Consider the following 26,429-nt stretch of genomic DNA (forward strand, 5'->3'; position numbering starts at 1 on the left):
AGCATGGCGGGCCCGGGAGACAATTCACGCACAAATCCGAAAGGCCCGGTTGATTCCGAGCCTTTCAAGCGCGCGGTTACGGCCTGCATGCGGGCCATTGCCGGTGATCATGAAATGGAAGTCGGGTTTGGCAATGATCGCCCGGCCCTGACGGGGCATCGGGCGCGTCTGCCCGACCTGCCCAAGCGTCCGACAGCGAATGATATCGCGGTTACCCGCGGCATCGGCGATTCCATGGCGTTGCGCAAGGCGTGCCACAACGACCGCATTCATGCGACGCTGGCGCCGGAAGGCAAGCAGGCGCGTGCCATTTTCGATGCGGTCGAACAGGCTCGCGTCGAGGCAATCGGTGCCCTGCGCATGGACGGCATGGCCGAGAATCTCAGTTCGATGCTGTCGGACAAATATTCCCGCGCCAATTTTCCGGCCATCACCGACAAGGCCGAAGCGCCGCTGGAAGAAGCGATTGCGCTTGTGGTGCGCGAGAAGCTGACGGGCCGCAAGGCGCCTGAATCCGCTGGCAATGTCGTCGACCTCTGGCGCGACTGGATCGAGGAAAAGGCAGCGGCCGACCTCGAGCATCTCGGCGACAAGATCAACGACCAGAATGCTTTCGCCCGCGTCGTCCGCGAAATGCTGGCCTCCATGGAGATGGCCGAAGAGCTGTCGCAGGAAAGCGAGCAGGACGAGGACCAGGAAAACAACGAGGACACACCGGAGCCCGAAGAGAACAACGAGGGCGGTTCCGACGAAGACCAGGGCAGTGACGCATCCGAGGACGATGATTCGGAAAGCTCCAGCGACGACAGCCAGTCGGGCGAGACCGAGGCCGCGGATGCTTCCTCCGACGAGATTGACGACGATGCGGATACGGATGCGGAAATGCCCGGCGAGGCACGCCGTCCGAACCAGCCGTTTTCCAATCTCGGCAGCGAAAGCGGCTACAAGGTCTTTACCCAGGAATTCGACGAAACCACCGATGCGGAAGAACTGTGCGACGATGCGGAGCTGGAGCGCCTCCGGGCTTTCCTCGACAAGCAGCTCGCCAATCTTTCCGGTGTCGTGGGTCGTCTCGCCAACCGCCTGCAGCGGCGCCTGATGGCGCAGCAGAACCGTTCCTGGGATTTCGATCTGGAAGAGGGTTATCTCGATTCGGCGCGTCTCGTGCGCGTGGTCATCGATCCGACGCAGCCCCTGTCCTACAAGCAGGAACGCGATACGGATTTCCGCGATACGATCGTCACCCTGCTGATCGACAATTCCGGTTCCATGCGCGGCCGCCCCATTACCGTTGCGGCGACCTGTGCCGACATCCTGGCGCGCACGCTCGAGCGCTGCGGTGTGAAGGTCGAGATTCTCGGCTTCACCACCAAGGCGTGGAAGGGCGGGCAGGCGCGCGAGGCCTGGCTGGAACGCGGCAAGCCTGCCAATCCCGGCCGCCTCAACGATCTGCGCCACATCGTCTACAAGCGTGCCGATGCCCCGTGGCGCCGTTCCAGGCGCAATCTCGGGCTGATGATGCGCGAAGGGCTGCTGAAGGAAAACATCGACGGCGAAGCCCTGATCTGGGCGCATCAGCGTCTGTTGGGCCGGCCGGAGCAGCGCAAGATCCTGATGATGATTTCCGACGGCGCGCCGGTCGACGATTCCACCCTGTCGGTCAACCCCGGCAATTATCTCGAACGGCACCTGCGCGCCGTGATCGAAGAGATCGAGACGCGCTCGCCAGTGGAACTGATCGCCATCGGCATCGGCCATGACGTGACGCGCTATTACCGGCGCGCGGTGACCATCGTCGATGCGGAAGAGCTGGCGGGCGCGATGACCGAGCAGTTGGCATCGCTGTTTGAAGAACAGGAACAGCGCCGCGCCGCGGGCAAATCTGCCGCCCGCAAACATTGAGATGAACCGTATGGCGCTGCTTGCTCGGCGCATACGGTTCATCCTTCTTCTGATCCTGCCGCCTGCGGTCGTCGCGGCGGCCGATTCGATCCCGCAGAGAAATCTTTATCTGGAGTCCCGGTTGGCCGAATAGATCGCAGGCGCGAAGACGGCAAGAATGGCGCCATAGGGCACCAGCATCACCACGGCCATGACAATCTTCACCATCAGGTCGCCGAAGCCGAGCGACATCCACAGCGGGATATCCTTGCCGAGGAAAGGCACCAGCACGGCGAGCGATGAGTCGGCGCGTCCCGTCGCCAGATCGATCCAGGCGAACTGGGCGGCAAAGGCGATGGAGAAAAACAGCAGCGTATCGAGCAGCGAACCGAACACGGCAGACGCGAACGGCGCTTTCCACCAGGTCAGCTGGCGCAGCTTGCTGAAGACGGTGACATCCAGCAGCTGGGCGCAGAGAAACGCCGAGCCGGAGGCGATGGCGATGCGCGGCGTTGCCAGCCAGACCGACAGAATCACCGCGATGACGAAACCGGCATAGACGACCTTGCGGGCGAATTGCGGTCCGAAACGACGATTCGACAAGTCATTGACGAGGAAGGCAACGGGATAGGTGAAGGCGCCGTAGGTCAGGATTTCGCTCAATCCAAGATGATTGAACGGGTACTGCACCAGAATATTGGAAGCAGCCACGACCAGGCACATGGCGAGGACGGGGAAAATGAAATCCGACAGGGAATAGGCGCGCGAAAGCGGCATTTTTTTATCCTGGGTAATGGAACCAGCAACAATAAGGCCAGCATGCGCTGGCCTCAAGCGATTAGGATGTCAGAGCCGTGTTGGCCGATCAGGCAGCAACAGGCGCTTCAGCCGACTTCTTGGCAATCTGGCGCTTCAGGAGGCGGGCACGCTGTGACAGCTCCTTCTCGTCAGCCTTGTTCAAGAATGCATCCAGACCACCGCGATGTTCAACGGTGCGCAGGGCATGGGCCGAAACACGCAGACGGAAGCTCTGACCGAGAGCTTCGGAGATCAGCGTAACGTGGCAAAGGTTCGGCAGGAAGCGGCGGCGCGTTCTGTTGTTCGCGTGGCTCACATTGTTGCCGTACTGTACCGATTTAGCGGTCAATTCACATGTGCGGGACATTGGGTCTCACCTTCAAAATTCATTACCTATAGCCCGAATGTTCTTGTTACCATCACACGTCGCCGTGCAGCGGCGCGCATATCGGACAGGCGGCCTATTGGGAAGTCGCGTTTCTATAGTGATATGAGCCGCGCGCGTCAAGTGTGCTTCTGCTCCGGTTTTGTGTATTTAACGGACTTGTCGCAATGTTTAACACAACTTTGCCTGCTTTGTACGGTCTCACCACAGGCAATTCACACGTGCGTGATGCAATTTGAAGGAGCGGGACATGACTGGTCTCATTCGGCGGCCCGGCTGCGGATATACTGCGATTGCCGCAGGGATACTGCTCGTTGCGGGGGTGCTCCCGGCGCGCGCCGAGGAGGTCTACAAATCCGATTACCGGGTTTCGCTGCTCGGCCTGACGATTGCCAAGGCAAATTTTTCAACCAGCGTCTCGGGCGGCGCCTATACGGTATCGGGCGGACTGAGAAGCTCGGGCCTCGTGACCGTCTTCGACGACACCAAAGGCAATATCGATGTCAAAGGCCAGTTTGGCAAAACCGGCCCGTTGCCGAACTCCTATCTGGTCAAGTACCGGCACGGCAAGAAGGACAAGAGCACTTCGATTGCCTTCGCCAATGGCAATGTGACGGAAACAACCAATGTCCCGCCGGTCAGGAAGAAGGACAAATGGGTGGAGCTTGAGCCGGCGGCATTGCAGGGCGTGACCGATCCGATCTCCGGCGTCATGGTTGCCGCGGACAGCATCGGCCAGGTCTGCACCCAGACCCTGCATCTCTACGACGGACAAACGCGGGTGGACCTTCAGCTCGCGCCATCCGGGAGCCCGCAGCCGTTCTCCACCAAGGGTTTCAAAGGCGATACGATCACGTGCTCGGTCAAGTTCATTCCGGTCGGCGGCTACCAGGCTGGGCGCGACGCGATCGAATATCTGAAAAACAAAAGCAAGATCAGTCTCACCTTTGCATCCCTCGGCAAGTCCGGTATCTATTCGCCGGTGCAGGCGAAGATCGGCACGCAGATCGGAACGGTGACGGTTTACGCGACCCGTTTTGAAAAGATGCAATAGAAGCGGCAGGGGCGCCGCTCTTTCGAATGGGGGCGGCGCGTGGCTACATCTGTCGGGTTTCTTGCGGTTATCATGTGGGCCATGCTCGCGCTGTTTACCGATGTCTCCGGCAAGGTGCCCCCGTTTCAACTGACGGCCATGACCTTCGCCATCGGCGCCTGCCTTGGCCTGTTGTCCTGGCTCTGGCGGCCGGGTGCGGCGCAGCACCTGCGCCAGCCGGCAAAGGTCTGGCTTCTCGGCGTTGTCGGCCTGTTCGGCTATCACTTCCTGTATTTCACCGCCCTGCGCAATGCGCCGGCCGTTGATGCCAGCCTCATCGCCTATCTCTGGCCGCTATTCATCGTGGTCGGCTCGGCGCTGATGCCGGGCGAACGCCTGCGCTGGTTCCACGTACTGGGAACCCTTTTGGGACTGGCTGGCACGGTGCTGATCGTCACCAAGGGCGGCAGTGTCGGCTTCGAGGCGCAATATGCCTTCGGTTACGCCATGGCCGGGCTTTGCGCCCTGACCTGGTCCGCCTATTCGCTGCTGTCGCGGCGTTTTGCCAGCGTGCCGACCGATGCGGTGACCGGCTTTTGTGTCGCGACATCGGTTCTGTCGCTGATTTCGCATCTGGCGCTGGAGCAGACCGTCTGGCCCGAATCGCTGACACAATGGCTGGCCGTGCTGGGGCTCGGGCTTTTCCCTGTGGGCGCGGCCTTCTATGCCTGGGATTTCGGCGTCAAGCGCGGCAATATCCAGGTGCTGGGTGCATCGAGCTATGCGGCGCCGCTGCTGTCGACGCTTGTCCTGATCGCGGCGGGGGCCGCCGAACCGACGGTGCGCGTCCTGCTCGCCTGCCTGCTGATCACCCTTGGCGCCGTGCTGGCCGCCAAGGAAATGATTTTCCGGAAGAGGCCTGTTTAGGGCTTCCAGCCCGGTTCGGCCAGCTCGAACTGGGCGAAGTCGAAGCCCGGTGCAACCGTGCAGCCGACCAGCGTCCAGTCACCAAGCGATTTGGCTGTCTGCCAGTGTCCGGCGGGAACAATGCCCTGCGGCCGCTCGCCTGCCATGATATCCATGCCGAGCCGGTGGACCTCATGCGGCGCGCCTTCGGTTGCAATGGTCAGTTGCAGCGGTGCGCCGCCATACCAGTGCCAGACCTCGGCCGCGTCTTTCACCCGGTGCCAGGCGGAAACCTCGCCTTTTTCCAGGAGGAAGTAGATGGCGGTGGAATGGCCGCGCCCGCCCACCGGCCAACCGTTCTGGTTGTCGCGAAACATCTGGACATAGGCGCCGCCCTCGGGGTGCGGCTGCAGCCCCAGCTCCCTGCGGATATCATCTGCGGTCAATGTCATCAGAAATTGTCCTTGCGCTTGCGGATTTCGGTAAACACGGCCTCGTCGCTGGCGTTCTCCAGCTTCAGGTTGCGGCGGATCGCCGGGTCATGCCAGCGCAGGAACGGGTTGGTTGCCATTTCGCGCAACAAAGTGGTGGGCAATGTCGGCAGGCCAGCCTCGCGCAGGGCAAAGATTTCCCTGGCCCGTTCCTTCAGCGCCGAATTGTCCGGATCGATCGACAGGGCAAACCGCGCATTGCTTTCGGTATATTCGTGCCCGCAATAGATCTGCGTGTCGACCGGCAGCTTGATGAGGTGGTTGAGCGACCGGAACATGGTTGCCGGGGTTCCCTCGAACAGGCGCCCGCATCCGAGCGAGAACAGCGTGTCGCCGGTGAAAACAACCTTGGCTTCGGGGATATGATAGGAAATCTCGCCGGCGGTATGGCCGGGCGTGGAAATGACGAACACGTCGAAATTGCCGAAGCGGAAGCGGTCGCCGTGTTTCAGCGTGCGGTCGATGCCGGGTATATTGGCCTTTTCCGCGTCCGGACCGAGGATTTCAAGCTTGAACCGCTTTTTCAGCGCAAGGTTGGCGCCGACATGATCATTGTGGTGATGGGTCGAGAAGATATGGGTCAGCGTCCAGCCGCGGCGCTTGAGCGCGTCGAGCACGGGCTTTTCCTCCGGGGCATCGATGGAAGCGGTGAGATTGGCATCGGGGTCGTGGATCAGCACGCCGAAATTGTCGCTGAGCGCGGTGAACTGTTCTATCTGCAGATTTGACATGGGGCCTGTCCGGTTTGTGCGTTGCGATCAGGATAGCCAGCTGTCCGGCAGGCGCAACCCGTCTCCAAGCCATTTTCTTGATGTTATGATTTGCCGTGTTAGGTTGAATGCATGCATCTCGATATCATCGACCTCCGCGCCTTCTATGCTTCCACCCTCGGCCACCTGACCGAGCGGGCGATTACCATGGCCCTTGCGCCGATCTGGCCGAAACTGCCGGGCGAACGGCTTGTCGGTCTTGGCTATGTCGTGCCCTACCTCGACCGGTTTCGCGGCGATACGGAGCGGACATTCGCCTTCATGCCTGCCGGGCAGGGCGCGGCGAGCTGGCCGCCGGCGGAAGCGTCGTCGACGGCGCTGGTGTTCGAGGAAGACCTGCCGCTGCCCGACTCTGCCGTCGACCGTATTTTGATGGTGCATGCGCTGGAACATGCGGAAGACCCGCGCGAGACACTCAAGGAAATGTGGCGGGCGCTGGCCCCGAACGGGCGGCTCGTCATCGTCGTTCCCAACCGGCGCGGCCTGTGGGCCCGCTTCGAGCACACACCCTTCGGCAGCGGCCGGCCCTACAGCCGGGGGCAGTTGATCCGCCTTCTGCGGGAAACCAATTTCACGCCGGGTCCGTGGGCCGAGGCACTGTTCTTCCCGCCATCGTCGCGGCGCTGGATCATGCGCCCATCCAGCCTGTTCGAGCGCGTGGGACGGCGATTCTGGCCGGTGTTCTCCGGCGTTCTCATCGTGGAGGCGCAAAAGCGCATCTATCAGGGATTGCCGGTTGCCCAGCGATCATCGCGGCGTGTCTTCGTGCCGGTGCTCTCGCCGCAGGGCACGGCCATGCGGCGGGATGGCCCGGACGGGAATTGAGCCGCCGGCGGATTGGTGCGTGGTTCGACAAGCTCACCATGAGGGACGTTGTTGATGACGAAGCCAATCGGATATGTCGCAGAATATGACTCCCTGCAATCCAACCCCTCCCTCATGGTGAGCTTGTCGAACCACGCACTGTCTAACCATCTGCAATGAGAGGGTTCAGCGCCGCAGCAGGAACACCGCCTGCTGGCCGAAGAGATTCCAGAAACCCCAGGGCATGTTGAAGCCGATTCTCTGGCCGAAGGCATTGAGCGCGACTGCCGTTTCCACCTGCGCTCCGATCTCCCTCGTCATGTCGACAAAGTCGTTGATGGTGCAGAAATGGATGTTGGGCGTGTCGTACCAGCTGTAGGGCAGCTCTTCCGTCACCGGCATGCGGCCGTTGACGAGCAGCGAAGCGCGCATGCGCCAATGGCCGAAATTCGGGAAGGAGACGATGGCCTTCTCGCCGATGCGCAGCAGTTCGGTCAGGACATTCTTCGGGTTGCGCGTCGCCTGCAGCGTCTGCGACAGGATCACGTAATCGAAGCCCGCATCGGGATAATATTTCAGGTCGCTGTCCGCATCACCCTGGATGACCGAGAGACCGCGCGCCACGGATTCGTTGACGCCCTTCTGCGACAGCTCGACGCCGCGTCCGTCGACATTCTTGGTGTTCTGCAGGAGTTCCAGCAGTTCGCCGTCGCCGCAGCCGACGTCGAGCACCCGCGCGCCGGGGTTGACCAGCGAGGCGATGACGTCGAAGTCGACGCGCGAAGTGGTGTTCACGCTCATGGCTGCAGGAGCCCCCTGGCACGCGCGGCGGAGCGGATGAAACCGTTGATGGCCGAGAACATTTCCGGCTCGTCGAGCAGGAAGGCGTCATGGCCGCGGTCCGTTTCGATCTCGACGAAGGAGACGGAGGCGCCGGCGGCATTCAGCGCATGGGCAACGGTGCGGCTTTCGCTGGTCGGGAACAGCCAGTCGCTGGTGAAGGAGACAATGCAGAACCGTGTCTTCGATCCGGCGAAGGCGTCGGCCAGCCGTCCCTCATGCTCCGCCGCCAGGTCGAAATAATCCATGGCGCGGGTCATGTAGAGGTAGGAGTTTGGGTCGAAGCGCTCGACGAACGACATGCCCTGATGGCGCAGGTAGCTTTCGATCTGGAAATCCGCGTCGAAGCCGAAGGTCACGTTCTGCCGGTCCTGCAGGTTGCGTCCGAATTTGCGGTGCAGGGCGGTTTCCGAGAGATAGGTGATATGCGCCGCCATGCGGGCCACCGACAGGCCTTTGCGCGGAATGGTACCTTCTTCCAGATAACGGCCTTCCCGCCACTCCGGGTCCGCCATGACGGCCTGGCGGCCCACTTCATGGAAGGCGATGTTCTGCGAGGAGTGGCGCGCGCCCGTGGCAATGGCGACGGCGGCAAAAACCCGGTCGGAATGGCTCGATGCCCATTCCAGAACCTGCATGCCACCCATGGAGCCGCCGACCACGGCAAAAAGCTGTTTGATGCCGAAATGATCGACCAGCATGGCCTGCGCCCGCACCATGTCGGCGATGGTGATGATCGACAGGTCGAGCGCGTAGGGTTTGCCGGTTTCGGGATTGATCGATGCCGGGCCGGTCGAACCGAGGCAGCCGCCGAGCACATTGGAGCACAGAACGAAGAAGCGGTCCGTATCGATGGGCTTGCCCGGGCCAACGAGGGTTTCCCACCAGCCGTTCTTGCCGGTCACGGGATGCACGTTGGCAACGTGCTGGTCGCCGGTCAGCGCATGGCAGATCAGGATGGCGTTGGACTTGTCGGCATTGAGCGTGCCGTAGCTCTGATAGGCGATGCGGAACGGGGAAAGCACGACGCCGCTGTCGAGATGCAACGGCTTGTCGGCGCCAAACTCCACCACGGGGCTGTGGGGATTTGTCGCTTCCTGGCTTCTCTGATCGGGACTGGCGGACGGGCTGCTGAATTTCGTCATTTTCGCGCGATTTTAGCTTTGTGGGCGGTAGCTATGGTCGCGCAACCGGCAAAGTCAATGGTTTCTTTGATTTTCCGGACTTGGCGCCGCAAGTTTGGCTCGACATCGCGCCTGTTGGCGGCTATGCCCCGTGGCTTGAGCCATTGCCTGCGATGACCATCGATTTCAACGATGTTACGGATCTTGTGAATCATGACAACGACATTGAAAGACACGCGCCCCACACCAAAACCCGGTGTTCTCGACATTGCCGCCTACGTCCCCGGCAAGGAATCGGCCCCCGGCGTTGCCAAGGTCTACAAGCTCTCTTCGAATGAAACCCCTCTGGGCGCGAGCAAGCACGCGACCGAGGCCTATCACGCTGCTTCTGCGCGCCTTGAAATCTATCCCGACGGCCAGGCCACCCAGCTCAAGCAGGCGATTGCCGACGTGCATGGACTGAATGCCGACAACCTGCTGTGCGGCAACGGCTCGGACGAACTGCTCGGCCTGTTGTGCCAGACTTACCTCTCGCCCGGTGACGAGGCTGTTTACACCGAGCACGGTTTCATGGTGTACAAGATCTACATCATGGCGGCCGGTGCGACGCCCGTCGTGGCCAGGGAAAAGAATGAGCAGGCGGACGTCGATGCCATTCTCGCCGCTGTCACGCCGCAGACCAAGATCGTGTTTCTGGCTAACCCGAACAATCCGACCGGCACCTACATTCCCTTCGAGGAAGTACGCCGACTGCATGCGGGCCTGCCGAAGAACGTCCTGCTTGTTCTCGATGCGGCCTATGCGGAATATGTGCGCCGCAACGATTACGAAGCGGGTATCGAGCTCGTCTCGTCGTTCGAGAACGTCGTGATGACCCGCACCTTCTCGAAAATCCACGGCCTTGCCGCCCTGCGGATCGGCTGGATGTTCGCGCCGGCGCATGTCATTGACGCGGTCAACCGCATCCGCGGGCCGTTCAACCTGAATTCCGCGGCCATTGCGGCCGGTGCTGCCGCTGTCCGCGACCGTGCGCATGTCGACAAGGCTGTTGCTTTCAACGATACATGGCTGCCATGGCTGACCGAACAGCTGTCGGGGCTGGGCCTGCGCGTCACGCCGTCGGTCGGCAATTTCCTGCTCGTGCATTTCCCGGACGATGCGGCGAAATCGGCCGACAAGGCAGACGCCTATCTGACCAGCAGGGGCTATATTTTGCGCCGTGTTGCGGGCTACGGATTCCCCAACGCGTTGCGCCTTACCATTGGATCCGAGGAAGCCAATCGCGGCGTAGTCGCTGCACTCTCCGAATTCTTGAAGTAAACAATGTCCAAAATCCATTTCGATACCATTGCGCTGATCGGCATTGGCCTGATCGGTTCGTCGCTGGCGCGCGTCATCAAACGCGAGGGCCTGGCAGATCACATCGTCATCTCGACCCGCAGCGAAAGCACGCTGCAGCGCGCCGAAGCGCTGGGGCTGGGCGACAGCTATGTCCTCGACAGTGCGGAAGCGGTCAAAAACGCCGATCTGGTCATCATCTCCGTGCCCGTCGGCTCGTCCGGTGACGTTGCCAGGCACATTGCCGGATCGCTGAAAACCGGCGCCATCGTCACCGATGTCGGTTCGACCAAGGGATCGGTCATCGCGCAGATGCAGCCGGAACTGCCGGCCCATGTGCATTTCATCCCCGGCCATCCGCTCGCCGGTACGGAATATTCCGGGCCCGATGCGGGGTTCGCCGAGCTCTTTGCCAACCGCTGGTGCATCCTGACGCCGCTGGAAGGCACCGATCCGGTTGCCCTCGACCGGCTGACGAAATTCTGGGAAGCCTGCGGCTCGCGGCTCGATACGATGGACCCGGTGCATCATGACCGGGTGCTGGCCATCGTCTCGCACCTGCCGCACATCATCGCCTACAACATCGTCGGCACGGCGAGCGACCTGGAAGAAGTGACCAATTCGGAAGTGATCAAATACTCCGCCTCCGGTTTTCGCGATTTCACCCGCCTTGCAGCGTCTGATCCGACCATGTGGCGTGACGTCTGCCTGCACAACAAGGATGCGATCCTTGAAATGCTGGCGCGGTTTTCCGAGGATCTCGCCTCGCTGCAGCGGTCAATCCGTTGGGGCGATGGTGATGCACTGTTCGATCTCTTTACCCGCACCCGTGCCGTCCGGCGCGGGATCATCGATGCGGGTCAGGAAGTGGACGCCCCCGATTTCGGACGCCAGAAGGCGGGTGCCAAGAGTTCCTGATGAGAGCCTAAACCGCGGCGCCGCCGGGGTGCGTGGTTCGACAAGCTCACCATGAGGGGGATTGTCGATTGCAGGGAGCTATATTCTGCAGCGTTTCCTCGTAGCATTGCGGCCAAACCAACTCCCTCTTGGTGAGCTTGTCGAACCACGCACCATATCGTTTGCAATCCGATCTGCCCTCACAGCGAGGGCAGGCGGCCGATGCTGATGAAGCCGACCGACATCTTGCCGTTCTTGACCGAGACGGGAAGTGTCGGCGCGCCGCTTGCATCCTTCGGCACGAAGGCCATGGCCTGCAGCACGGATGAAATGATCTTGTCTTGACCGGGGAAGATGCTCTTTGCCGTATTGGCAACGCTTTCCGGGTTGCGCAGGGTGATCTTGAAATCGCCGCTGATACGTCCATCGTCCGCCACGGAGAAGGGCCCGGATATGGCGATGCCGCTGCCGTCGGGCAGGGCGAGATCCACATTGCGCAGCAGGCCGGACTGCCCGCGCAGGATGCTCAGATCACGTTCCGTCTTGCCGATCAGGGCAAAGCCGTTTGCCATCTGGATATCGGCGGCGCCGGTCAGTTCGGGCAGCGGCTTGTCGTAGACTGTGTTGTCGGCAACCTTCAGGCTGCTGAACGACAGGGCAATATCCATGACCGGCTCCATGGCGCGGAAATGCAGCTGGCCGTCCTTCAGGGTGGCAAACGGCGTGCCGGTACCGGACGGGTTGTGCTGGGTGACGACGATATTGCGGCCCTGCACTGACAGGCGTTGCGGAATGGGCTTGTCCAGCCGCACGCTGGATTTCAAATTGTCCCAGTTCAGATCCAGCGGTGGCATGCCGGGAGCGCTGACGGCAGCCGGGCCGTCGATCTCGCTGACGATGTGGAAGGGTGCATAGACCTGCGCGGCGGAGCGGAAGGCACCGGCACTGACGGAAACATTTTTCGCCTGGTCGACCCATGACACCTTGGAGCAGTTGAGGCCGAGGCGGAACGGATAGCCGCTGGCCGCCGCATTGTCGCAGGCGGCGTTGATGCCCTTGGCCTGCAGGCCGGCGATATTGGCGGCAACCCGCGTTTCCAGCATGTTGGCCACGTAGTACCACCCGCCCGTATAGAGCAGGCCGACGAGGACGATACCGGCGGCCAGGAAGCGGATACGCCGTCCGGCATTGTAGGGTTTGTCGGCAGTGCTTGACGTCATGGTCCGGGTCTCGCTATCGGTCAGGGAAGAAGCTTCGCAATGAAGTACAGCTATCAGGACGGATATGGGCGATTTTTGGGTCTTTGGCTACGGTTCTCTGATGTGGAAGCCAGGCTTTGCACATGTTGAAACCATGCATGCGCGCCTGCACGGCTACCGGCGGGCGCTGTGCGTGCATTCCTACGTGCACCGCGGCACGCCGGAACGGCCGGGGCTTGTGCTCGGTCTCGATCATGGCGGTTCCTGCCTCGGCCTGGCCTTCCGGGTTCCCGGCGAGCTTGAAGACGAGGTCGTCGCCTATCTGCGCGAGCGGGAACTGGTCACCAATGTCTATCTGGAAAAGCGGCTGGCCGTCCGTCTGAGGGATGGCCGCAGGGTCGAGGCGCTGACCTATGTAGTCGACCGCAGGCATGTGCAGTATGCGGGGGCGCTGACGGTTGAACAGGCTGCCGCCACCGTGCGCGGCTCGGTCGGCCAGTCTGGCCGCAATGAGGATTACGTGCACAATACGCTGGAGCACATGCGCAAGATGAATATCCGCGACCATTGGTTTGAAACCCTGGTCGCCGCCATCGACCGCAACCCCGGCTAGGGATCAGGTTGTAATTTTACCAGTTGCAGCAGCTGCCGTGCGTGGTTCGACAAGCTCACCATGAGGGAGGTGGTTTAGCTGCATTGCTAATCACAAACGTTGCAGAATGCAGCTCTCTGCAACCCCCACCCTCCCTCATGGTGAGCTTGTCGAACCACGCACCATGGGTGTTGCGGACCCCGGAAATCTCAGACCGTTACCCCGAGCTCCTTCAGCCGCTGCACTGCCGTCGGCGGCAGGGGCGGCGGGTTTTCGGAGCGGGCCGCCTCGATCAGCAGCTCATCGCATGCGGCTTCCGTCACTTCCTGCAATTTTTTCAGGAAGCTCTCGGCGTCGAGGCCCGGCTGGATCGGCGGCAGGATGCGGCAGCGGATCGTGCCGGGAAAGCGGCGGAACTTGCGGCGCGGCCAGTACAGACCGGCGACATGGGCGATCGGCAGGACCGGCACGCCAAGCTCGGTATAGATATGCGCCACGCCGTATTTGTAGGCGGGCGGTGCACCCGGTGCGGTGCGGGTGCCTTCCGGATAGATCATCAGCTGGCGGCCCTGGGAAACGGCATCCCGCGCCCCCCGAATCGCCGTCTTCATGGCGACCGAGCGTTTGCCCCGGTCGATCGGCACCATCTTCATCTTGAGGATGTACCAGCCGAACAGGGGAATCCACATCAGCTCGCGTTTGAGAATATAGACGGGATCGGCGATCTGCGGCAGGAAGGCATAGGCATCCCAGAACGATTGATGTTTGGGCGCGCAGATGTAGGGGCCATCGGGTATGTTCTCGATACCCTCGATCACGTGATCCGTGCCGGCCAGAACCTTCTGCAACCAATGGTTGGACCTTGCCCAGTTCTTCGGCACGCTCCAGGCATTCCTGCGGGAGCTGAGGAAGTAATAGGGCGTGAAGATGATCATCTGGATGATCAGGTTGAGATAGAAGGCGATATTGAAGACAATTGATCGGATGATCGTCATCGGGGTCCCGGTCATGGCGGTTGGTCAGGCCTTCGTTATACCAACTTGCCCGCGCCGTGAACTCCCAATCAGCCGCCCCTGATCCATCGAACAAAGGTTTGTGTCCCCGCCGACAGGCTGTCGGGCAGCGCCGAGCGTATGACAGCGCCGAGATATTTCACATATTCGACGACAAGCACGCGCACCACCTGACCGCGGGCCAGCCAGTCGCCGTTGCGCAGATCGCTGTTGACGATAGGGTAGGGGATGAACTCGATCTCCTGCGAGGCGCGCCGCAGCTCCACCAGTGTCCGGGGCATGTGGTAGTTGTTGGTGACGACAATGATGCGCGTGTAATGGTTGGCCTTGGCCCACTTGATGCTCTCGGATGCATTGCCGATGGTGTCGAGCGCTGAGCGGTCGATGTCGACACAGCATTCAAACAGCGTGGCATCGCCGCGTGTTACCCGCTGCAGCTCGCCGCGCTTGGTCGAGGGATGGACCCCGCTGATGAAAAGCCGCTTGCCACGCTTGTTCTTGAGCAGGTCGAGAGCGCCTTCAATGCGCGAATAGCCGCCCGTCAGGACGACGATGCCATCAGCCGGTTCAACCAGCTCAGGCGTCTGCATGGTGCTGACATGATCGCTGAAGACAATGAACCCGCCGAGGAACAGGCCGAGCGCCAGAACGCCGAGCAGGAAGAACGGGCGGGCAACACGCTTGCGCAATGCAGACGCAAGTCCGCGCGGGCGGGCTTCGGCGCCTGCCGGCGGTTGGTTGCTGCTGTCGTCCGTGCCGTCCATTTTCTGATCACGCGTTGCCTTGTTCGAGAGTCGTGCCGCCGGGAGTGTATAAGCCTTGCCGGCAAACCTCCCATGAATTTTATGTCGTCGAATTGAATCGAAATTGCTCAGGTATCGTGACTGTCGCCTGCGCGCCCGTCGACCTGGCGTAAATGCGCTATGACTGTCATTCGTGTTGTAATCATGGTCAAAACACTGACTGCGAGAATGATCAGCACGACGCCGGTATAGCCGCCTGACCCTATGGAAAAATTGCCGAACAGGGCTGTGGCCTGATCGGCTTCCGGCGTTGCCAGATTGCGGGACGACCACCAGCCGATGAGCAGAAAGATCAGGATGGCCAGCGCGCCGCCGCATAATGCGCCTTTCAGGGCGGTCCAGAAAAAGTGCCGCTCGAACTGCCGGGCGACAAATTTCTGTTCCGCGCCGATAAAATGCAGCACTTCGATGATGTGACCATTACCGGCCATGGCGCCGCGCGTGGCAAAAATCACCGTGAGAACCGTCGCGGCGATGACCAGCCCGAGCACCGTCATGCCGATCAGCACGGTGGACCGGGCCATGGACACGAGCCGGTCGACCCAGGTGCGGTGATCGTCGAAACTGGCACCCGGGATGTTCTTTACGAGTTCGCTGCGCAGCAAGGCGAAATCCGGCGGGGAGGCCTCGTCGAGCGTAACCACGACCAGCCGCGGAACGGGCAAATCATCGATGTTGAGCCCGGTGCCGAGCCATGGCTCCAGCAGACGGGCCGTGGCCGCCCGGTCGATGACGCGGGTGGATTTGACCCCGGAAAAGCCCTGTGCAAGCTTGCCGGCCTGAACGAGCAGGGCTTCCATGTCCTGGCCCTCGACCGGACGGATCTGGATGGTGGCTTCGGTCGAAATCTGGCTCTGCCATGTCGCCGCGGTCGACTGGACGAGACTGACCGCCCCGATGGTCAGGCAGGCGAGGAACGTCATGATGGCGATCACGATCATCAGGGCATGGCCGACGACATTGCCGGCGGGCACGATGGGCGCCTGGCCGTTCTTGCCGCGCACAAGCTGGATGGCGCGACTAGTCAGATCTGCGGCCAGCTCCCTGAGGCGGGCGGCGTCAATCATAGATATCGAGCCTCCCCTGATCGAGAATCATGCGGCGCGCATTGACCTGATCCATCAGGGTAAGATCGTGGGTGGCGATGACCACGGCGGTACCGGAACGGTTCAGCTCGCCGAACAGGCGCAGCAAGCGCCGGGCAAGGGGCGGATCGACATTGCCGGTCGGCTCGTCGGCCAGCAGGATCTCCGGCTGGTCAATCAGGGCGCGGGCAATCGCTGCACGCTGCTTCTCGCCGCCTGACAGCACCGGCGGCAGCACGTGCATGCGTTCGCCCAGGCCAACCCAGTGCAGCAATTCCTCAACTTCCGCGCGATAGGTGGCTTCCTCCTTGCCGCGCACCCGCAGCGGCAGGGCGACATTCTGGTAGGTCGTCATGTGATCAAGCAGGCGGAAATCCTGGAACACCACGCCGATACGACGGCGCAACAAAGGCATTTCCTTGGAGGAGATGGTCGCGATGTCCTTGCCAAAGACGGTGATGAGACCGCGCGTCGGCTTCAGCGTCATGAACAGCAGGCGCAGCAGCGATGTCTTGCCCGCGCCCGACGGGCCGGTCAAAAACTGAAACGAGCGGGGTGAAATATGGAGGCTGACGTCACGCAGAACCTCCGGGCCCATCCCGTATCGCAAACCGACATTCTCAAAACGAATCAAGCTGACTTTCCAAGTTTCTTGTCCACGCGTGTTTTATTCAGCGCGGACGGATTTGACCACCCATCAATCGCTGCATCCGTTCGGCGAAACATTAATTATTGGGCGATAGGCTGCCACAATGATTCGGAGGATCATGACTGCAACATGGCAGAACGACCGGAAAACACGTGATTGCACGGTTTAAAACGATGAGCGGCGAAACTGTTTCGCATATTGTCCCCGCGCTCCACTTCGACAAGGGCGGGGCGGAAGACGCAATCTATGAATCCATGTCACCTCCTTCCTCCCGGCAAAGCCTGGACGCACACTTCCCCGTAAACGCGCGCATGACAATTCTCCAAAAGTCGCAGGAGGCACAGGCGCGCATGCCCGGCTTCGCCTATTGGCTGCTGGTGCTTCTGGTTGCGGCGTCGACGTTCTGGATCTGCGGCGGGCATGTGCTTTTCAGCCAGCGGCATGCCGCCGGTCCCCACATGCCGGGCACGAGCGTGTCCGCGCCTGCAGGCAACACGATCCGTTGACCGCGCCGATTGACCAGCCGGGAAAACGCTGAGGTTTTGCTTTTCCGGCCGATATCGGGCTATAGAGCCTTTCAAACAGGAAAGGCTCAAGGAGCCTTGCTTATCGGAAAATCAGGAAGAGTTGCATGCCGAAAGTTGGCGAGAAGAATATCGATGTTCTGTTCAGTGCGCAGGAGATCGCCACGCGCAATCTGGAACTGGCGCAAGACATTGTGGCAAAACGGTTCGACAACCTGCTGGTGATCTCGATCCTCAAGGGATCGTTCATCTTCGCGGCGGACCTGATCCGCGCCATGCACGATGCGGGCGCCGAGCCGGATGTCGAGTTCATCACCGTGTCCAGCTATGGCAAGGGCACCGAGAGCAAGGAAGTGCGGCTGCTGCGCGATATCGACAGCGATGTGCACGGCCGCGACGTGCTGTTGATCGACGATATCCTGGAATCGGGCAGGACGCTGAAATTCACCCGCGAACTGATGCTGGAGCGCGGTGCGCGCAGCGTCTCCATCGCCGTATTGCTGGACAAGAGCGTGAAGCGGAAAACCGATATCGAAGCGGATTTCAAGGGCTTCGAATGTCCCGACTATTTCGTCGTCGGCTATGGCATGGATGTCGGGCATTCCTTCCGGCAGCTGCCCTATGTCGGTGTCGTCCGGGACTGAGGCTCTAGTGGAACGAATTTCACATCACGCGCAGCATGCGAATGTCAGAATCGGGCCACTAGCCTCAGTTGAATTTCAGCAGGCGTTCCAGATAATCCTTTTCCATCTGCGGGCTCAGCGCATTGCCGAGCCGTTCGCGGATGGCATCGAGGATTTGCCGGGCGCGCTGGATATCGGCCTGTCCGGGCAGCATGTTCCGGTCCAGCCCGAAATCGGTGCCGCTGTCGGATTTGGACGGCCGTCCCAAGGGGTCGCGGTCACTCTGCTGCGGACCGCCCGGCTTGCCCGCCCGGCCCATGGCCTGCATCTGCTTCATCATGTCCTGTCCGCCCTTGCGCAGGGAATCCAGCGCATTGCTCTGCTGGTCGAGCGCCTGTCCGCCATCAGCCTCCCCGAGGGATTTCTGGGCATCTCCCATGGATTTTCCGGCGTCGCCGAAATCCTTGTTGGGCGTGACGCCCTGGCCGTTCAGATCGTCCATCAGCTGCTGCAGGTCGGATTGCAGCTTGCCCTGGCCGTCCTGCAGGCCCTTCAGCGCCTTGGCGATATCTTCCTCTGACATCTGGCCCTGCTGGCCGTCCTGTCCCATCTGGCCGCCGAACTGGCCATTGTCCTGCATCATGCCATTCTGGCGCTGCTGTTCCAGCCTGTGGGTCTCGTTCATCATTTTCTGCTGGCGCCGCATCAGGTCGCCGAGCTTGTCCATCTGCTGTTTCATCTGGTCGCCCTGGCCGTTCTTGCCCTGGGCCTGGCGCATCTGCAGATTGTTCAGCATGTCGTTGAGTTGCGAGAGCAACTGCTGGGCCTGCTCCTTCGAGCCCTGCTTGGCCAGTTCCTCGATCTGCTTGAGGATGCGGTCGATATCCTCCTGCCGCAATTCGCGGGCATTGGGATCGGGCGCCTGCGCCATGTTGGGATTGCGCTGGGCCTGCTGGGCAAGCTCACGCATATATTTGTTCATGGCCTTGCGCAGGTCGGCCATGCGCTTGTCGATTTCTTCGGGGCTGGCATTCTGCTCGATCGCCTGCCGCAGCGCCTCCTGGGCTTCGCGCAGGCTGCGCTCGGCGTCGGACAGGGCGCCGTCTTCGATGCCGCGCGCCACCTGCCACATATAGGCGACGACATCGCGCAGCTGGTCATCGCTCCTGGCAAGGTTGAGCCGGGAACGGATGCTGCGCAGACCCAGATAACGGGCGGGATTCCGGATGGTCTCCTCCGGCCACAGGGTAATGGCATCCAGCATGTTCAGCACATCCGGCTTGGCATTGGCGTTCAGCGCCAGCATGCGCCGCTGTTCCACCACCGCGCGCGCCAGCGGATTGGCAAAGGGGCGTTCCGGCATGACAAGGGTCTTGGTCTCGCTCCTGCCTTCCTGCCCGGCATCGTCAACCGCGACAAGCGTCATGCGGATTTCCGACCCGGCCCAGACATGTTCGGTCAGGTCCCGCGTCGTTTTGGTCTCGCCGCCGTCCGCGCCGCGCTTCGGCAGGCTGAGGGGGATTTCCGGGGCCTCGAACAGCGGCCTTGCATCCTTTGCCGGCGGCTGGACCTGCTCGACCTTCGCCTGCGCGCTGGCCGCACCGTAATCGTCCCTGATTTCATAGGTCAGTTCCATCGTGCCATTGACGGCGCTCGATGGTTCCCTGGTGAAGCGGATGGTGGGCGGCTGGTCCGGCAACACGGCGAACGCCCACTCGGAATGCACGGTGCCGTTGTTGATCAGTCCGACAGTGGCATTGGTATCAAGGGTCAGCTCGAAATTGCGCGGCTGGTCTTTCGCGGAGGCAGCGTCGGCCGTCTTCGCGTCCTGCTTGACCGGAATGTCGGCGGGCTTGCCGTCCGGCAGGGTCTGCGTCACCCGTTCGGTTCCGTTGCCGCCGATGATGCGGATGGTCAACGTACTGTTCTGCGGGACGGTAAACTGCTTTTCCTGGTCATTGGCCGCCGAGGTGAGGAAGACCGGCGGGCGGCCCGTATAGCGCGGCGGGGTGACCCAGGCGTCGATGCGGGGCGGCAGCGCATTGCTGCTGCTGTGACTCTGGAATGCATCGCCGAGACGTCCGCCGAGCGGACTGCCGGAAAAGGCGAAGGCGATGACAAGAAGCAGCCCGATCACGGCCCGCAGGCCCCAGGGGTCGATTTCCGGGATGTTTGTCCGGGGCAGGCCGGTTTTCAGGCCTCTGATGCGTTCGGCCATGCGCTTGCGGTGCTCGTCCCACAGGGCCTGGGCAAAAGGATCGTCCGTGCTGGTCGCCAAGATTTCCGACTGGACGGCAATCGGCTGGTGATCGAGCGTATTGACGTCTTCGATGCGGCGGCTGACATCGGCATGGTCCGGCAGGCGGAATCTCAGCAGGGTGTAGAGGCACACCGGAAGCGACAGAACAAACAGCGTCAGGAGGCCGAGACGGACCAGATCCGGCATCATGCGGAACAGGCCGAACCAGGCGACGATCACGAACAGTGCAGCGACAAGCAGCAGCGGCAGGACCCGCGGCCATAACCGCTCGAAGGCCAGGGTCAGCCACGCGGACAAGCGGAGCCGATCGATACTCTTGAAAATATCGAACCTGACCCTTTCAGCGTCCCGCCCATCGGGGTGTTGACCGGTCATCCCTGCTCCATCTCGTCACCCTGCGATTCCATCATGACCGCATTGACGCTGGTCAAGAATACCACTCATCGTGGCAAAGGCGAGGCCTTGGCGCAAAAAGCCGTTCACCGTTCTGTGTGCCGGCTGGTTTCAGAGCCAGTCCGGTATGGAATCGAGACCGATGAGTTCCTCATAGGTCGTCCGCGGGCGCACCACGTGGAAGCGGTCGCCGCTGACAAGCACTTCCGGCACGAGCAGGCGGGTGTTGTAGGTCCCCGACTGAACCGCGCCATAGGCACCGGCCGTGCCGATGGCGATCAGGTCGCCGGGGGCAGGACGCGGCAGGTCGCGGTCAAGACCGAGATAGTCGCCGGTTTCGCAGACCGGGCCGACGACGTCGCCGCGAATGCGCGGATGCGAGGCGGTTGGCTCCTTGACCGGACGGATCGTGTGGAACGCGTCATAGAGCGTCGGGCGGATGAGGTCATTCATCGCCGCGTCGACGATGATGAAATTGCGCGCGTCGCCTTCCTTGACGAAGATGACTTCGCTGACCAGGATGCCGGCATTGCCGACGATCAGGCGGCCCGGCTCGAAAATGGTCTTGAGCCCGAGCGGCTTGATATGCCGGGCGACGATGGCCGCATAGGCGTCGGGCAGGGGCGGCGGATTGTTGTCGAAGTGATAGGGAATGCCGAGACCGCCGCCGAGATCGACATGCTTGATATCGTGGCCGTCGGCCTTGAGGTCGCCGACGAGCTGGGCAAGCAGGGCAAAGGCATCGTCAAACGGCTCCAGATCGGTGATCTGGCTGCCGATATGCATGTCGATGCCGGATACCTTCAGGCCGGGCAGCCGCGCCGCATTGGCGTAGACGGACCGTGCCTTGGCCAGCGGAATGCCGAACTTGTTTTCGGACTTGCCCGTGGAAATCTTCTTGTGGGTCTTGGCATCGACATCGGGATTGATGCGCAGGGACACCGGCGCAATCTTGCCCGCCGCCACGGCGCGGCTGGACAGGAGTTCCAGCTCCGGCTCGGATTCAACATTGAAGCAATGAATGCCCGCTGCCAGGGCAAAGTCCATTTCGCCCGGCTTCTTGCCCACGCCGGAAAAGACGATCCTGCTTGCGGGAATTCCCGCGGCCAGGGCACGGCGCATCTCACCTTCCGATACCACGTCGGCACCGGAGCCGAGGCGCGCCAGGGTCTTCAGGACGGCCTGATTGGAATTGGCTTTCAAGGCGTAGCAGACCAGCGCATCCATTTCGGCAAAGGCCGCGGCAAAGACCTTGTAGTGCCGTTCGATGGTGGCCGTCGAATAGCAGTAGAAGGGGGTGCCGACCGCGCTGGCGATATCGGGAATGCTGACGTCCTCGGCATGGAGAACGCCGTCCTTGTAATCGAAATGATTCACGAAAAATCTGCCTAGATGATGGAGTCGAGGAAAAAGCGCTTGTCTTGAACGGGTGGCCTGGCCGGCTTCGGCTCGCCCGGTGCCGGTGCGGTCACCGATGCGGGCGGCAATTCGAGCGGGCCCTTGCGGCCGCAGGCCGACACCGCGCTGACGATTGCAACCGCCATCAGAATTGTCGTGAGGTAAGAACGGCTTGTCATCGATTTAGATCCTGTCGTCCGAAAGTATGTTGTCCTGTCTAACGCATGGAGGAACGCTTTGCATCCCCCATCGTCGGACTTACGATTTCGTGATGCGTTTTTGCCAGAACCTGATCTGCTTGCGCACCTGCTCCGGCGCCGTGCCGCCATAGGATTTGCGGCTGCGCACGGATTTGTCCACGGTGAGGTAGCCGAACACGGCCTCGGTGATGCCGGGGTGAATGCCCTTGAGGTCATCCAGCGTCAGCTTGCCGAGTTCGCTCTTCTTCTCTTCCGCCAGCGCGACGGCGCGGCCGGTGACATGGTGGGCCTCGCGGAAGGGTAGGCCAAGCTCGCGCACCAGCCAGTCCGCCAGGTCGGTGGCAGTGGAATAGCCGGAACCGGCGGCCTTCTTCATGGCCGCGGTGTTGATCGTCATGTCGCCGACCATGCCGGTCATGGCGGCCAGGGCGAGCTCAAGGGTTTCGGCCGCGTCAAACACGGCTTCCTTGTCTTCCTGCATGTCCTTCGAATAGGTCAGCGGCAGGCCCTTCATGACGGTCAGCAGGCCGACGAGCGAGCCGGTGATGCGGCCGGTCTTGGCGCGCACCAGCTCGGCGGCATCGGGGTTCTTCTTCTGCGGCATGATCGAAGAACCGGTGGAGAAGGAATCGGACAGGCGCACAAAACCGAACTGCGGCGTCGACCAGATGACGATTTCCTCGGCCAGCCGGGAGAGATGCGTGGCGGCAATGGCGGCCATCGACAGAAATTCCAGGGCGTAGTCGCGGTCGGAAACACTGTCGAGCGAGTTGCGGGTGGGTTCGCGGAAGCCGAGTTCCTTCGCCGTCATGTGCCGGTCGATGGGAAAGCCGGTTCCCGCCAGCGCGGCGGCGCCGAGCGGCGATTCATCCATGCGCTCGATGGCGTCCGTCACCCGGCTGAGATCGCGGCCGAACATTTCCACATAGGCCATGCAGTGATGGCCGAAGGTGACGGGCTGCGCGGTCTGCAGATGGGTAAAGCCGGGCATGAGGGTTGCCGCATGTTCCTCGGCGCGCTTCAGGAAAGCCTCGATCAGCTTTTTCAGCGCGGTTGCCGTGCGCTGGAATTCTTCCTTGACCCACAGGCGGAAATCGACGGCAACCTGATCATTGCGCGACCGCGCCGTGTGCAGTCGGCCGGCCGGCGCGCCGATCAGTTCGGCAAGCCGCGACTCGACATTCATGTGAATGTCTTCAAGTTTGCGTGAGAAAACGAACTTTCCGCTTTCGATCTCTGACAATATCGTGTTCAGGCCCTTTGCGATCTTGTCGTGGTCGTCCGCCGCGATTATGCCGGTTTTCGCAAGCATGGCTGCATGGGCAAGTGAACCGCGAATGTCCTGGGCATAGAGTTTCTGGTCAAACCCGATGGAAGCGTTGATTTCTTCCATGATGGCGGCCGGACCTGAGGCGAAACGGCCTCCCCACATTTCGTTGCTGTTTTTCTTGTCGGACATTGTAAGCCTTGGGTAAACCGGGGTGGATAGACGGAAAGTGTAAGATATGGACAACGGCAACGAAACACAGAAAACCACTTCAGGCGGCAGCAGGAAAATTATTGTTCTTGCCGCGCTCGCAGGCATAGTCGCCGGTGCGGTTGGGGTATACGTGATGGAGCGGCCTTCTGGCAATATTGTTGCCGGAACAAACACGACCGATCAATGCACCGCCAAGACCGATACGGCGAGGAAGATCGACGCGGCAGCAACGGGTGCCGTCGCGGCCATGCGCGGGGCCGAGAAGCCGCAATCCATGTCCGCACTGTCCTTCACCGGACCCGACGGCAAGCCGATGCGGCTGGCGGACTTCAAGGGCAAGACCGTCCTTGTCAATCTCTGGGCCACCTGGTGCGCGCCCTGCCGCGAAGAGATGCCGGCGCTCGATGCGCTGCAGACCAAGAAGGGCGGCGACAATTTTCAGGTCGTGACCATCAATATCGATACGGGCGACGACCAGAAGCCGAAAGGTTTCCTGGCTGATATCGGCGTGAAATCACTGGCGCTCTACCGCGATCCGACCATGGGCGTGTTCAATGAGCTCAAGCGCAAGAACCTGGCATTTGGCCTGCCGGTGACGATGATCGTCGACAAGGAGGGCTGCCAGATTGCCGCCATGAATGGTCCGGCGCCGTGGGAAAGCGATGACGCCGTGCGTCTGATCGATGCGGCCATGGCCGCGCAGTAATTGTTCCGGATAGAGCGGGCCGTTGCCACGCCCGCTGTCGCGTCTGGCTGTTGAAAGGTGGGGCAGAGCTGCGGTGCGTGGTTCGACAAGCTCACCATGAGGGGACTGGGTGGGCTGCAATCCCCGGCCTCCCTCATGGTGAGCTTGTCGAACCACGCACAATATTCTTGCCAAAAAACAAAACCCGCCGGGATTTTCATCCGCGGCGGGTTCATTGTTCATTCAATCCGAAGATCTGATTATTCCGGCTGACCGGCAGCTGCCTTGCGGGCCTTCTTGGCCTTGTACTTGTCGAAGCCGGAGGGATCGCCGGGCTTGCGCTCCTTGGGCTTCTTCACCTTTTCGGGTTTTTCCGCGGTCCAGCCTTCCGGCTTGGCCTTGGCGGGCTTGGCTGCCCAGTCGGCTTTCGGCTTGTCGTCACGCGGGCGGTCATCGCGGGCGCGGGGCGGCTTGCGGTCATCCCACTCGCGCTTTTCGCCAAAGCTCTTCTTCGGCTTGAAATCGCTGCGCGGGGAGGAGAAGCCTGCGGCCTCGCTGCGGGTGATGTTCACGCCTTTTTCGCCGGTGCCGTACTGCTTGATGCGGGCAAGAAACGCGTCGGCCTTGCTTGCGGTGATTTCGAAGCGGGTTTCGGTCTCGAGAATCTTGATCGAACCGACGTCGGTCTTGGTGATGTCGCCGGCCTTGCAGATCAGCGGCAGCAGCCAGCGCGGCTCGGCGCGCTGCTTGCGGCCGACGCTGAGCGAGAACCAGGCACCGCTCTCGAACTGTTCGAAACGGTCCGAACGCGGCGCGCGCTCGGCGCGGTCACCCCGGTCGCCACGGCCGGGCCGGTCATCATAGCTGCCCTTGCGGATCGGCTCGAGAACGTGGGCTGGCGTGTTCGACAGTTCTTCGGGTGCAGGACGCGCGGCCATCTGCTGGCGCAGATAGGCGGCGGCAATCTGCTCGGCGGAATGCAGGCCGAGAAGCTCGCGGACATATTCGCCTTCCTCGTCGGTCATGACTTCGGTCAGTGACGGATCGTTGAGGATGCGGTCATGATTGCGCTTGTTGATGGCAGCGGCATCCGGCGGCGGCACCATCGTGGTGCTGAGCTTTGCCATCTGCAGCAGCCGCTCGGCCGAACGGCGGCGCGAGGCCGGCACGATCAGCACGCAGATGCCCTTGCGGCCTGCGCGGCCGGTACGGCCACTGCGGTGCAGCAGCGTGTCCGGGTTGGTCGGCAGGTCGGCATGGATCACGAGATCCAGATTGGGCAGGTCGATGCCGCGTGCGGCCACGTCGGTGGCCACGCAAACGCGGGCACGGCCGTCGCGCATGGCCTGCAGCGCATTGGTGCGCTCGGCCTGGCTGAGTTCGCCGGAGAGCGAAACAACGGAAAAGCCGCGATTGGACAGGCGGCTGGTCAGATGCTTGACCGCTTCGCGGGTCGCACCGAACACGATGGTGTTCTGGGCATCGTAAAACAGCAGCGCATTGATGATCGCATTTTCGCGCTCACGCGGCGCCACCGGCATGATGTGGTATTCGATGTCGCTGTGCTGTGACTTTTCGCTGGTCGCGGTGATGCGCACCGCATCGTTCTGGAACTGTTTTGCCAGCTGGGCAATCGGTTTCGGCACCGTGGCTGAGAACATCAGCGTGCGGCGGTCCTTCGGCGCTTCGCCGAGGATGAATTCGAGGTCTTCGCGGAAACCGAGGTCGAGCATTTCATCGGCTTCGTCGAGCACCACGGCGCGCAGTTCGGTCATGTCGAGCGAGCCGCGGGTGATGTGGTCGCGCAGACGGCCGGGCGTGCCGACAACGATATGGGCACCGCCCTGCAATGCGCGGCGTTCCTTGGTCATGTCCATGCCGCCGACGCAGGAAGCGATGCGGGCACCGGTCTTCTCGTAGAGCCATTCCAGCTCGCGGCGAACCTGCAGGGCAAGCTCGCGGGTCGGGGCAATCACCAGCGCATAGGGTGCGCCGATGGAGGTGAAGCGGTCTTCGCCTTCGAGCAGTGTCGGTGCGATGGCAATGCCGAACGCGACGGTCTTGCCGGAACCGGTCTGGGCGGAGACGAGAAGGTCCGCACCGTCCGCTTCCGGAGCAAGCACAGCTGTCTGCACCGGCGTCAGGGTCTCGTAACCACGGGCTGCCAATGCACCGGACAGCGCCGGGGCGATAGAATCGAAAATAGTCATTAATGAACTTTCAAGTACGTGTTTGGGCTGGTGTTTTCGGCTCGGCAT

The 26,429-nt window shown here is 61.7% G+C and carries 26 protein-coding genes; 10 read left to right on the plus strand and 16 right to left on the minus strand.

The window, feature by feature from the left end; translation table 11 throughout:
- Positions 1-3 precede the first annotated feature (3 nt).
- Entirely contained in the window at positions 4-1,902 is a 1,899-nt protein-coding gene (gene cobT / locus AC1Q5O_RS14775) for a cobaltochelatase subunit CobT (RefSeq protein ID WP_464661541.1), read from the plus strand.
- A gap of 105 nt (positions 1,903-2,007) precedes the next feature.
- Here the strand turns inward: cobT and AC1Q5O_RS14780 are convergent, their stop codons facing one another.
- Both AC1Q5O_RS14780 and rpmB read right to left on the minus strand, forming a co-directional pair.
- The gene (locus AC1Q5O_RS14780) at positions 2,008-2,658 is read right to left on the minus strand and encodes a VUT family protein (RefSeq protein ID WP_464661540.1); all 651 of its coding nucleotides are present in this window, start codon (positions 2,656-2,658) and stop codon (positions 2,008-2,010) included.
- Between the two features lie 88 nt (positions 2,659-2,746).
- Positions 2,747-3,046, minus strand: a complete 300-nt coding sequence (gene rpmB, locus AC1Q5O_RS14785) for a 50S ribosomal protein L28 (protein WP_091879976.1) — start codon at positions 3,044-3,046, stop codon at positions 2,747-2,749.
- A 268-nt stretch (positions 3,047-3,314) separates the two neighbouring features.
- Between rpmB and AC1Q5O_RS14790 the strand changes: the two genes are divergently transcribed.
- Both AC1Q5O_RS14790 and yddG read left to right on the plus strand, forming a co-directional pair.
- Positions 3,315-4,118 (plus strand): DUF3108 domain-containing protein, encoded by an 804-nt coding sequence (locus AC1Q5O_RS14790; RefSeq protein ID WP_492563861.1) that lies wholly within the window; start codon positions 3,315-3,317, stop codon positions 4,116-4,118.
- A gap of 72 nt (positions 4,119-4,190) precedes the next feature.
- The gene (gene yddG, locus AC1Q5O_RS14795) at positions 4,191-5,024 is read left to right on the plus strand and encodes an aromatic amino acid exporter YddG (RefSeq protein WP_492563958.1); all 834 of its coding nucleotides are present in this window, start codon (positions 4,191-4,193) and stop codon (positions 5,022-5,024) included.
- On the opposite strand, the gene AC1Q5O_RS14800 is transcribed toward yddG, so the two are convergent.
- Entirely contained in the window at positions 5,021-5,455 is a 435-nt protein-coding gene (locus tag AC1Q5O_RS14800) for a cupin domain-containing protein (protein WP_492563863.1), read from the minus strand. The two genes, yddG and AC1Q5O_RS14800, sit on opposite strands and share 4 nt — an antisense overlap.
- On the minus strand, positions 5,455-6,225 hold the full coding sequence (gene gloB / locus AC1Q5O_RS14805) for a hydroxyacylglutathione hydrolase (protein WP_472462410.1): 771 nt from the start codon (positions 6,223-6,225) through the stop codon (positions 5,455-5,457). Before gloB ends, AC1Q5O_RS14800 begins: the two co-directional genes overlap by 1 nt.
- A gap of 111 nt (positions 6,226-6,336) precedes the next feature.
- Here gloB and AC1Q5O_RS14810 point away from each other — a divergent pair, with 111 nt between their 5' ends.
- Positions 6,337-7,089: a class I SAM-dependent methyltransferase gene (locus tag AC1Q5O_RS14810; protein ID WP_492563865.1), complete on the plus strand. Its 753-nt coding sequence runs from the start codon at positions 6,337-6,339 to the stop codon at positions 7,087-7,089.
- Between the two features lie 165 nt (positions 7,090-7,254).
- Here AC1Q5O_RS14810 and metW read toward each other — a convergent pair whose 3' ends face one another.
- Entirely contained in the window at positions 7,255-7,869 is a 615-nt protein-coding gene (gene metW / locus AC1Q5O_RS14815; protein ID WP_223613559.1) for a methionine biosynthesis protein MetW, read from the minus strand.
- Positions 7,866-9,053, minus strand: a complete 1,188-nt coding sequence (gene metX / locus AC1Q5O_RS14820) for a homoserine O-acetyltransferase MetX (RefSeq protein WP_464661535.1) — start codon at positions 9,051-9,053, stop codon at positions 7,866-7,868. The genes metW and metX overlap by 4 nt, the downstream gene beginning before the upstream one ends.
- Positions 9,054-9,245: 192 nt before the next feature.
- Here metX and hisC point away from each other — a divergent pair, with 192 nt between their 5' ends.
- Both hisC and AC1Q5O_RS14830 read left to right on the plus strand, forming a co-directional pair.
- Entirely contained in the window at positions 9,246-10,352 is a 1,107-nt protein-coding gene (gene hisC / locus AC1Q5O_RS14825; RefSeq protein ID WP_464661534.1) for a histidinol-phosphate transaminase, read from the plus strand.
- A gap of 3 nt (positions 10,353-10,355) precedes the next feature.
- Positions 10,356-11,288 carry a prephenate/arogenate dehydrogenase family protein gene (locus AC1Q5O_RS14830; protein ID WP_492563868.1) on the plus strand — a complete coding sequence of 311 codons (933 nt, stop codon included), beginning with the start codon at positions 10,356-10,358 and terminating at the stop codon, positions 11,286-11,288.
- A gap of 179 nt (positions 11,289-11,467) precedes the next feature.
- Here AC1Q5O_RS14830 and AC1Q5O_RS14835 read toward each other — a convergent pair whose 3' ends face one another.
- Positions 11,468-12,487 carry a DUF2125 domain-containing protein gene (locus tag AC1Q5O_RS14835; protein ID WP_492563869.1) on the minus strand — a complete coding sequence of 340 codons (1,020 nt, stop codon included), beginning with the start codon at positions 12,485-12,487 and terminating at the stop codon, positions 11,468-11,470.
- Positions 12,488-12,551: 64 nt separating this feature from the next.
- On the opposite strand from AC1Q5O_RS14835, the gene AC1Q5O_RS14840 reads away from it, so the two are divergent.
- Positions 12,552-13,079, plus strand: coding sequence for a gamma-glutamylcyclotransferase (locus tag AC1Q5O_RS14840; RefSeq protein ID WP_492563870.1), 528 nt, complete (start codon positions 12,552-12,554; stop codon positions 13,077-13,079).
- Between the two features lie 188 nt (positions 13,080-13,267).
- Here the strand turns inward: AC1Q5O_RS14840 and AC1Q5O_RS14845 are convergent, their stop codons facing one another.
- The 4 genes from AC1Q5O_RS14845 to ftsE all read right to left on the minus strand — a co-directional run bounded on the left by AC1Q5O_RS14845 (position 13,268) and on the right by ftsE (position 16,557).
- Positions 13,268-14,053, minus strand: coding sequence for a lysophospholipid acyltransferase family protein (locus AC1Q5O_RS14845; protein ID WP_346305833.1), 786 nt, complete (start codon positions 14,051-14,053; stop codon positions 13,268-13,270).
- 68 nt (positions 14,054-14,121) lie between these two features.
- Positions 14,122-14,835, minus strand: a complete 714-nt coding sequence (locus AC1Q5O_RS14850; protein WP_426136453.1) for a YdcF family protein — start codon at positions 14,833-14,835, stop codon at positions 14,122-14,124.
- A 107-nt stretch (positions 14,836-14,942) separates the two neighbouring features.
- A complete protein-coding gene (locus tag AC1Q5O_RS14855; RefSeq protein ID WP_464661530.1) occupies positions 14,943-15,941 on the minus strand; it encodes a cell division protein FtsX in 999 nt (332 codons plus the stop codon).
- Positions 15,934-16,557 carry a cell division ATP-binding protein FtsE gene (gene ftsE / locus AC1Q5O_RS14860; RefSeq protein ID WP_245421113.1) on the minus strand — a complete coding sequence of 208 codons (624 nt, stop codon included), beginning with the start codon at positions 16,555-16,557 and terminating at the stop codon, positions 15,934-15,936. Before ftsE ends, AC1Q5O_RS14855 begins: the two co-directional genes overlap by 8 nt.
- A 362-nt stretch (positions 16,558-16,919) precedes the next feature.
- Between ftsE and AC1Q5O_RS14865 the strand changes: the two genes are divergently transcribed.
- Positions 16,920-17,114, plus strand: a complete 195-nt coding sequence (locus tag AC1Q5O_RS14865) for a hypothetical protein (RefSeq protein WP_492563871.1) — start codon at positions 16,920-16,922, stop codon at positions 17,112-17,114.
- A 125-nt stretch (positions 17,115-17,239) separates the two neighbouring features.
- A complete protein-coding gene (gene hpt, locus AC1Q5O_RS14870) occupies positions 17,240-17,776 on the plus strand; it encodes a hypoxanthine phosphoribosyltransferase (RefSeq protein WP_223613550.1) in 537 nt (178 codons plus the stop codon).
- 64 nt (positions 17,777-17,840) lie between these two features.
- Here hpt and AC1Q5O_RS14875 read toward each other — a convergent pair whose 3' ends face one another.
- The 4 genes from AC1Q5O_RS14875 to argH form a co-directional block, all read right to left on the minus strand.
- A complete protein-coding gene (locus AC1Q5O_RS14875; RefSeq protein WP_492563872.1) occupies positions 17,841-20,390 on the minus strand; it encodes a TIGR02302 family protein in 2,550 nt (849 codons plus the stop codon).
- 129 nt (positions 20,391-20,519) lie between these two features.
- Entirely contained in the window at positions 20,520-21,785 is a 1,266-nt protein-coding gene (gene lysA / locus AC1Q5O_RS14880) for a diaminopimelate decarboxylase (RefSeq protein ID WP_492563874.1), read from the minus strand.
- An 11-nt stretch (positions 21,786-21,796) separates the two neighbouring features.
- Positions 21,797-21,985, minus strand: a complete 189-nt coding sequence (lptM, locus tag AC1Q5O_RS14885; RefSeq protein ID WP_223613547.1) for an LPS translocon maturation chaperone LptM — start codon at positions 21,983-21,985, stop codon at positions 21,797-21,799.
- A gap of 79 nt (positions 21,986-22,064) precedes the next feature.
- On the minus strand, positions 22,065-23,465 hold the full coding sequence (gene argH / locus AC1Q5O_RS14890) for an argininosuccinate lyase (protein WP_492563875.1): 1,401 nt from the start codon (positions 23,463-23,465) through the stop codon (positions 22,065-22,067).
- A gap of 46 nt (positions 23,466-23,511) precedes the next feature.
- Between argH and tlpA the strand changes: the two genes are divergently transcribed.
- Positions 23,512-24,192, plus strand: coding sequence for a thiol:disulfide interchange protein TlpA (tlpA, locus tag AC1Q5O_RS14895; protein ID WP_492563877.1), 681 nt, complete (start codon positions 23,512-23,514; stop codon positions 24,190-24,192).
- A gap of 239 nt (positions 24,193-24,431) precedes the next feature.
- Here tlpA and AC1Q5O_RS14900 read toward each other — a convergent pair whose 3' ends face one another.
- The gene (locus AC1Q5O_RS14900; protein WP_492563878.1) at positions 24,432-26,381 is read right to left on the minus strand and encodes a DEAD/DEAH box helicase; all 1,950 of its coding nucleotides are present in this window, start codon (positions 26,379-26,381) and stop codon (positions 24,432-24,434) included.
- Between the last annotated feature and the right edge of the window lie 48 nt (positions 26,382-26,429).

Source organism: Phyllobacterium sp. MT110 (assembly GCF_058792715.1).

Bases quoted from the DNA above. Each gene is read 5' to 3' on its own strand.
- cobT (WP_464661541.1), top strand. From the start codon at position 4: ATGGCGGGCCCGGGAGACAATTCACGCACAAATCCGAAAGGCCCGGTT.
- AC1Q5O_RS14780 (WP_464661540.1), bottom strand. From the start codon at position 2,658: ATGCCGCTTTCGCGCGCCTATTCCCTGTCGGATTTCATTTTCCCCGTC.
- rpmB (WP_091879976.1), bottom strand. From the start codon at position 3,046: ATGTCCCGCACATGTGAATTGACCGCTAAATCGGTACAGTACGGCAAC.
- AC1Q5O_RS14790 (WP_492563861.1), top strand. From the start codon at position 3,315: ATGACTGGTCTCATTCGGCGGCCCGGCTGCGGATATACTGCGATTGCC.
- yddG (WP_492563958.1), top strand. From the start codon at position 4,191: ATGTGGGCCATGCTCGCGCTGTTTACCGATGTCTCCGGCAAGGTGCCC.
- AC1Q5O_RS14800 (WP_492563863.1), bottom strand. From the start codon at position 5,455: ATGACATTGACCGCAGATGATATCCGCAGGGAGCTGGGGCTGCAGCCG.
- gloB (WP_472462410.1), bottom strand. From the start codon at position 6,225: ATGTCAAATCTGCAGATAGAACAGTTCACCGCGCTCAGCGACAATTTC.
- AC1Q5O_RS14810 (WP_492563865.1), top strand. From the start codon at position 6,337: ATGCATCTCGATATCATCGACCTCCGCGCCTTCTATGCTTCCACCCTC.
- metW (WP_223613559.1), bottom strand. From the start codon at position 7,869: ATGAGCGTGAACACCACTTCGCGCGTCGACTTCGACGTCATCGCCTCG.
- metX (WP_464661535.1), bottom strand. From the start codon at position 9,053: ATGACGAAATTCAGCAGCCCGTCCGCCAGTCCCGATCAGAGAAGCCAG.
- hisC (WP_464661534.1), top strand. From the start codon at position 9,246: ATGACAACGACATTGAAAGACACGCGCCCCACACCAAAACCCGGTGTT.
- AC1Q5O_RS14830 (WP_492563868.1), top strand. From the start codon at position 10,356: ATGTCCAAAATCCATTTCGATACCATTGCGCTGATCGGCATTGGCCTG.
- AC1Q5O_RS14835 (WP_492563869.1), bottom strand. From the start codon at position 12,487: ATGACGTCAAGCACTGCCGACAAACCCTACAATGCCGGACGGCGTATC.
- AC1Q5O_RS14840 (WP_492563870.1), top strand. From the start codon at position 12,552: ATGGGCGATTTTTGGGTCTTTGGCTACGGTTCTCTGATGTGGAAGCCA.
- AC1Q5O_RS14845 (WP_346305833.1), bottom strand. From the start codon at position 14,053: ATGACGATCATCCGATCAATTGTCTTCAATATCGCCTTCTATCTCAAC.
- AC1Q5O_RS14850 (WP_426136453.1), bottom strand. From the start codon at position 14,835: ATGGACGGCACGGACGACAGCAGCAACCAACCGCCGGCAGGCGCCGAA.
- AC1Q5O_RS14855 (WP_464661530.1), bottom strand. From the start codon at position 15,941: ATGATTGACGCCGCCCGCCTCAGGGAGCTGGCCGCAGATCTGACTAGT.
- ftsE (WP_245421113.1), bottom strand. From the start codon at position 16,557: ATGGGCCCGGAGGTTCTGCGTGACGTCAGCCTCCATATTTCACCCCGC.
- AC1Q5O_RS14865 (WP_492563871.1), top strand. From the start codon at position 16,920: ATGACAATTCTCCAAAAGTCGCAGGAGGCACAGGCGCGCATGCCCGGC.
- hpt (WP_223613550.1), top strand. From the start codon at position 17,240: ATGCCGAAAGTTGGCGAGAAGAATATCGATGTTCTGTTCAGTGCGCAG.
- AC1Q5O_RS14875 (WP_492563872.1), bottom strand. From the start codon at position 20,390: ATGACCGGTCAACACCCCGATGGGCGGGACGCTGAAAGGGTCAGGTTC.
- lptM (WP_223613547.1), bottom strand. From the start codon at position 21,985: ATGACAAGCCGTTCTTACCTCACGACAATTCTGATGGCGGTTGCAATC.
- argH (WP_492563875.1), bottom strand. From the start codon at position 23,465: ATGTCCGACAAGAAAAACAGCAACGAAATGTGGGGAGGCCGTTTCGCC.
- tlpA (WP_492563877.1), top strand. From the start codon at position 23,512: ATGGACAACGGCAACGAAACACAGAAAACCACTTCAGGCGGCAGCAGG.
- AC1Q5O_RS14900 (WP_492563878.1), bottom strand. From the start codon at position 26,381: ATGACTATTTTCGATTCTATCGCCCCGGCGCTGTCCGGTGCATTGGCA.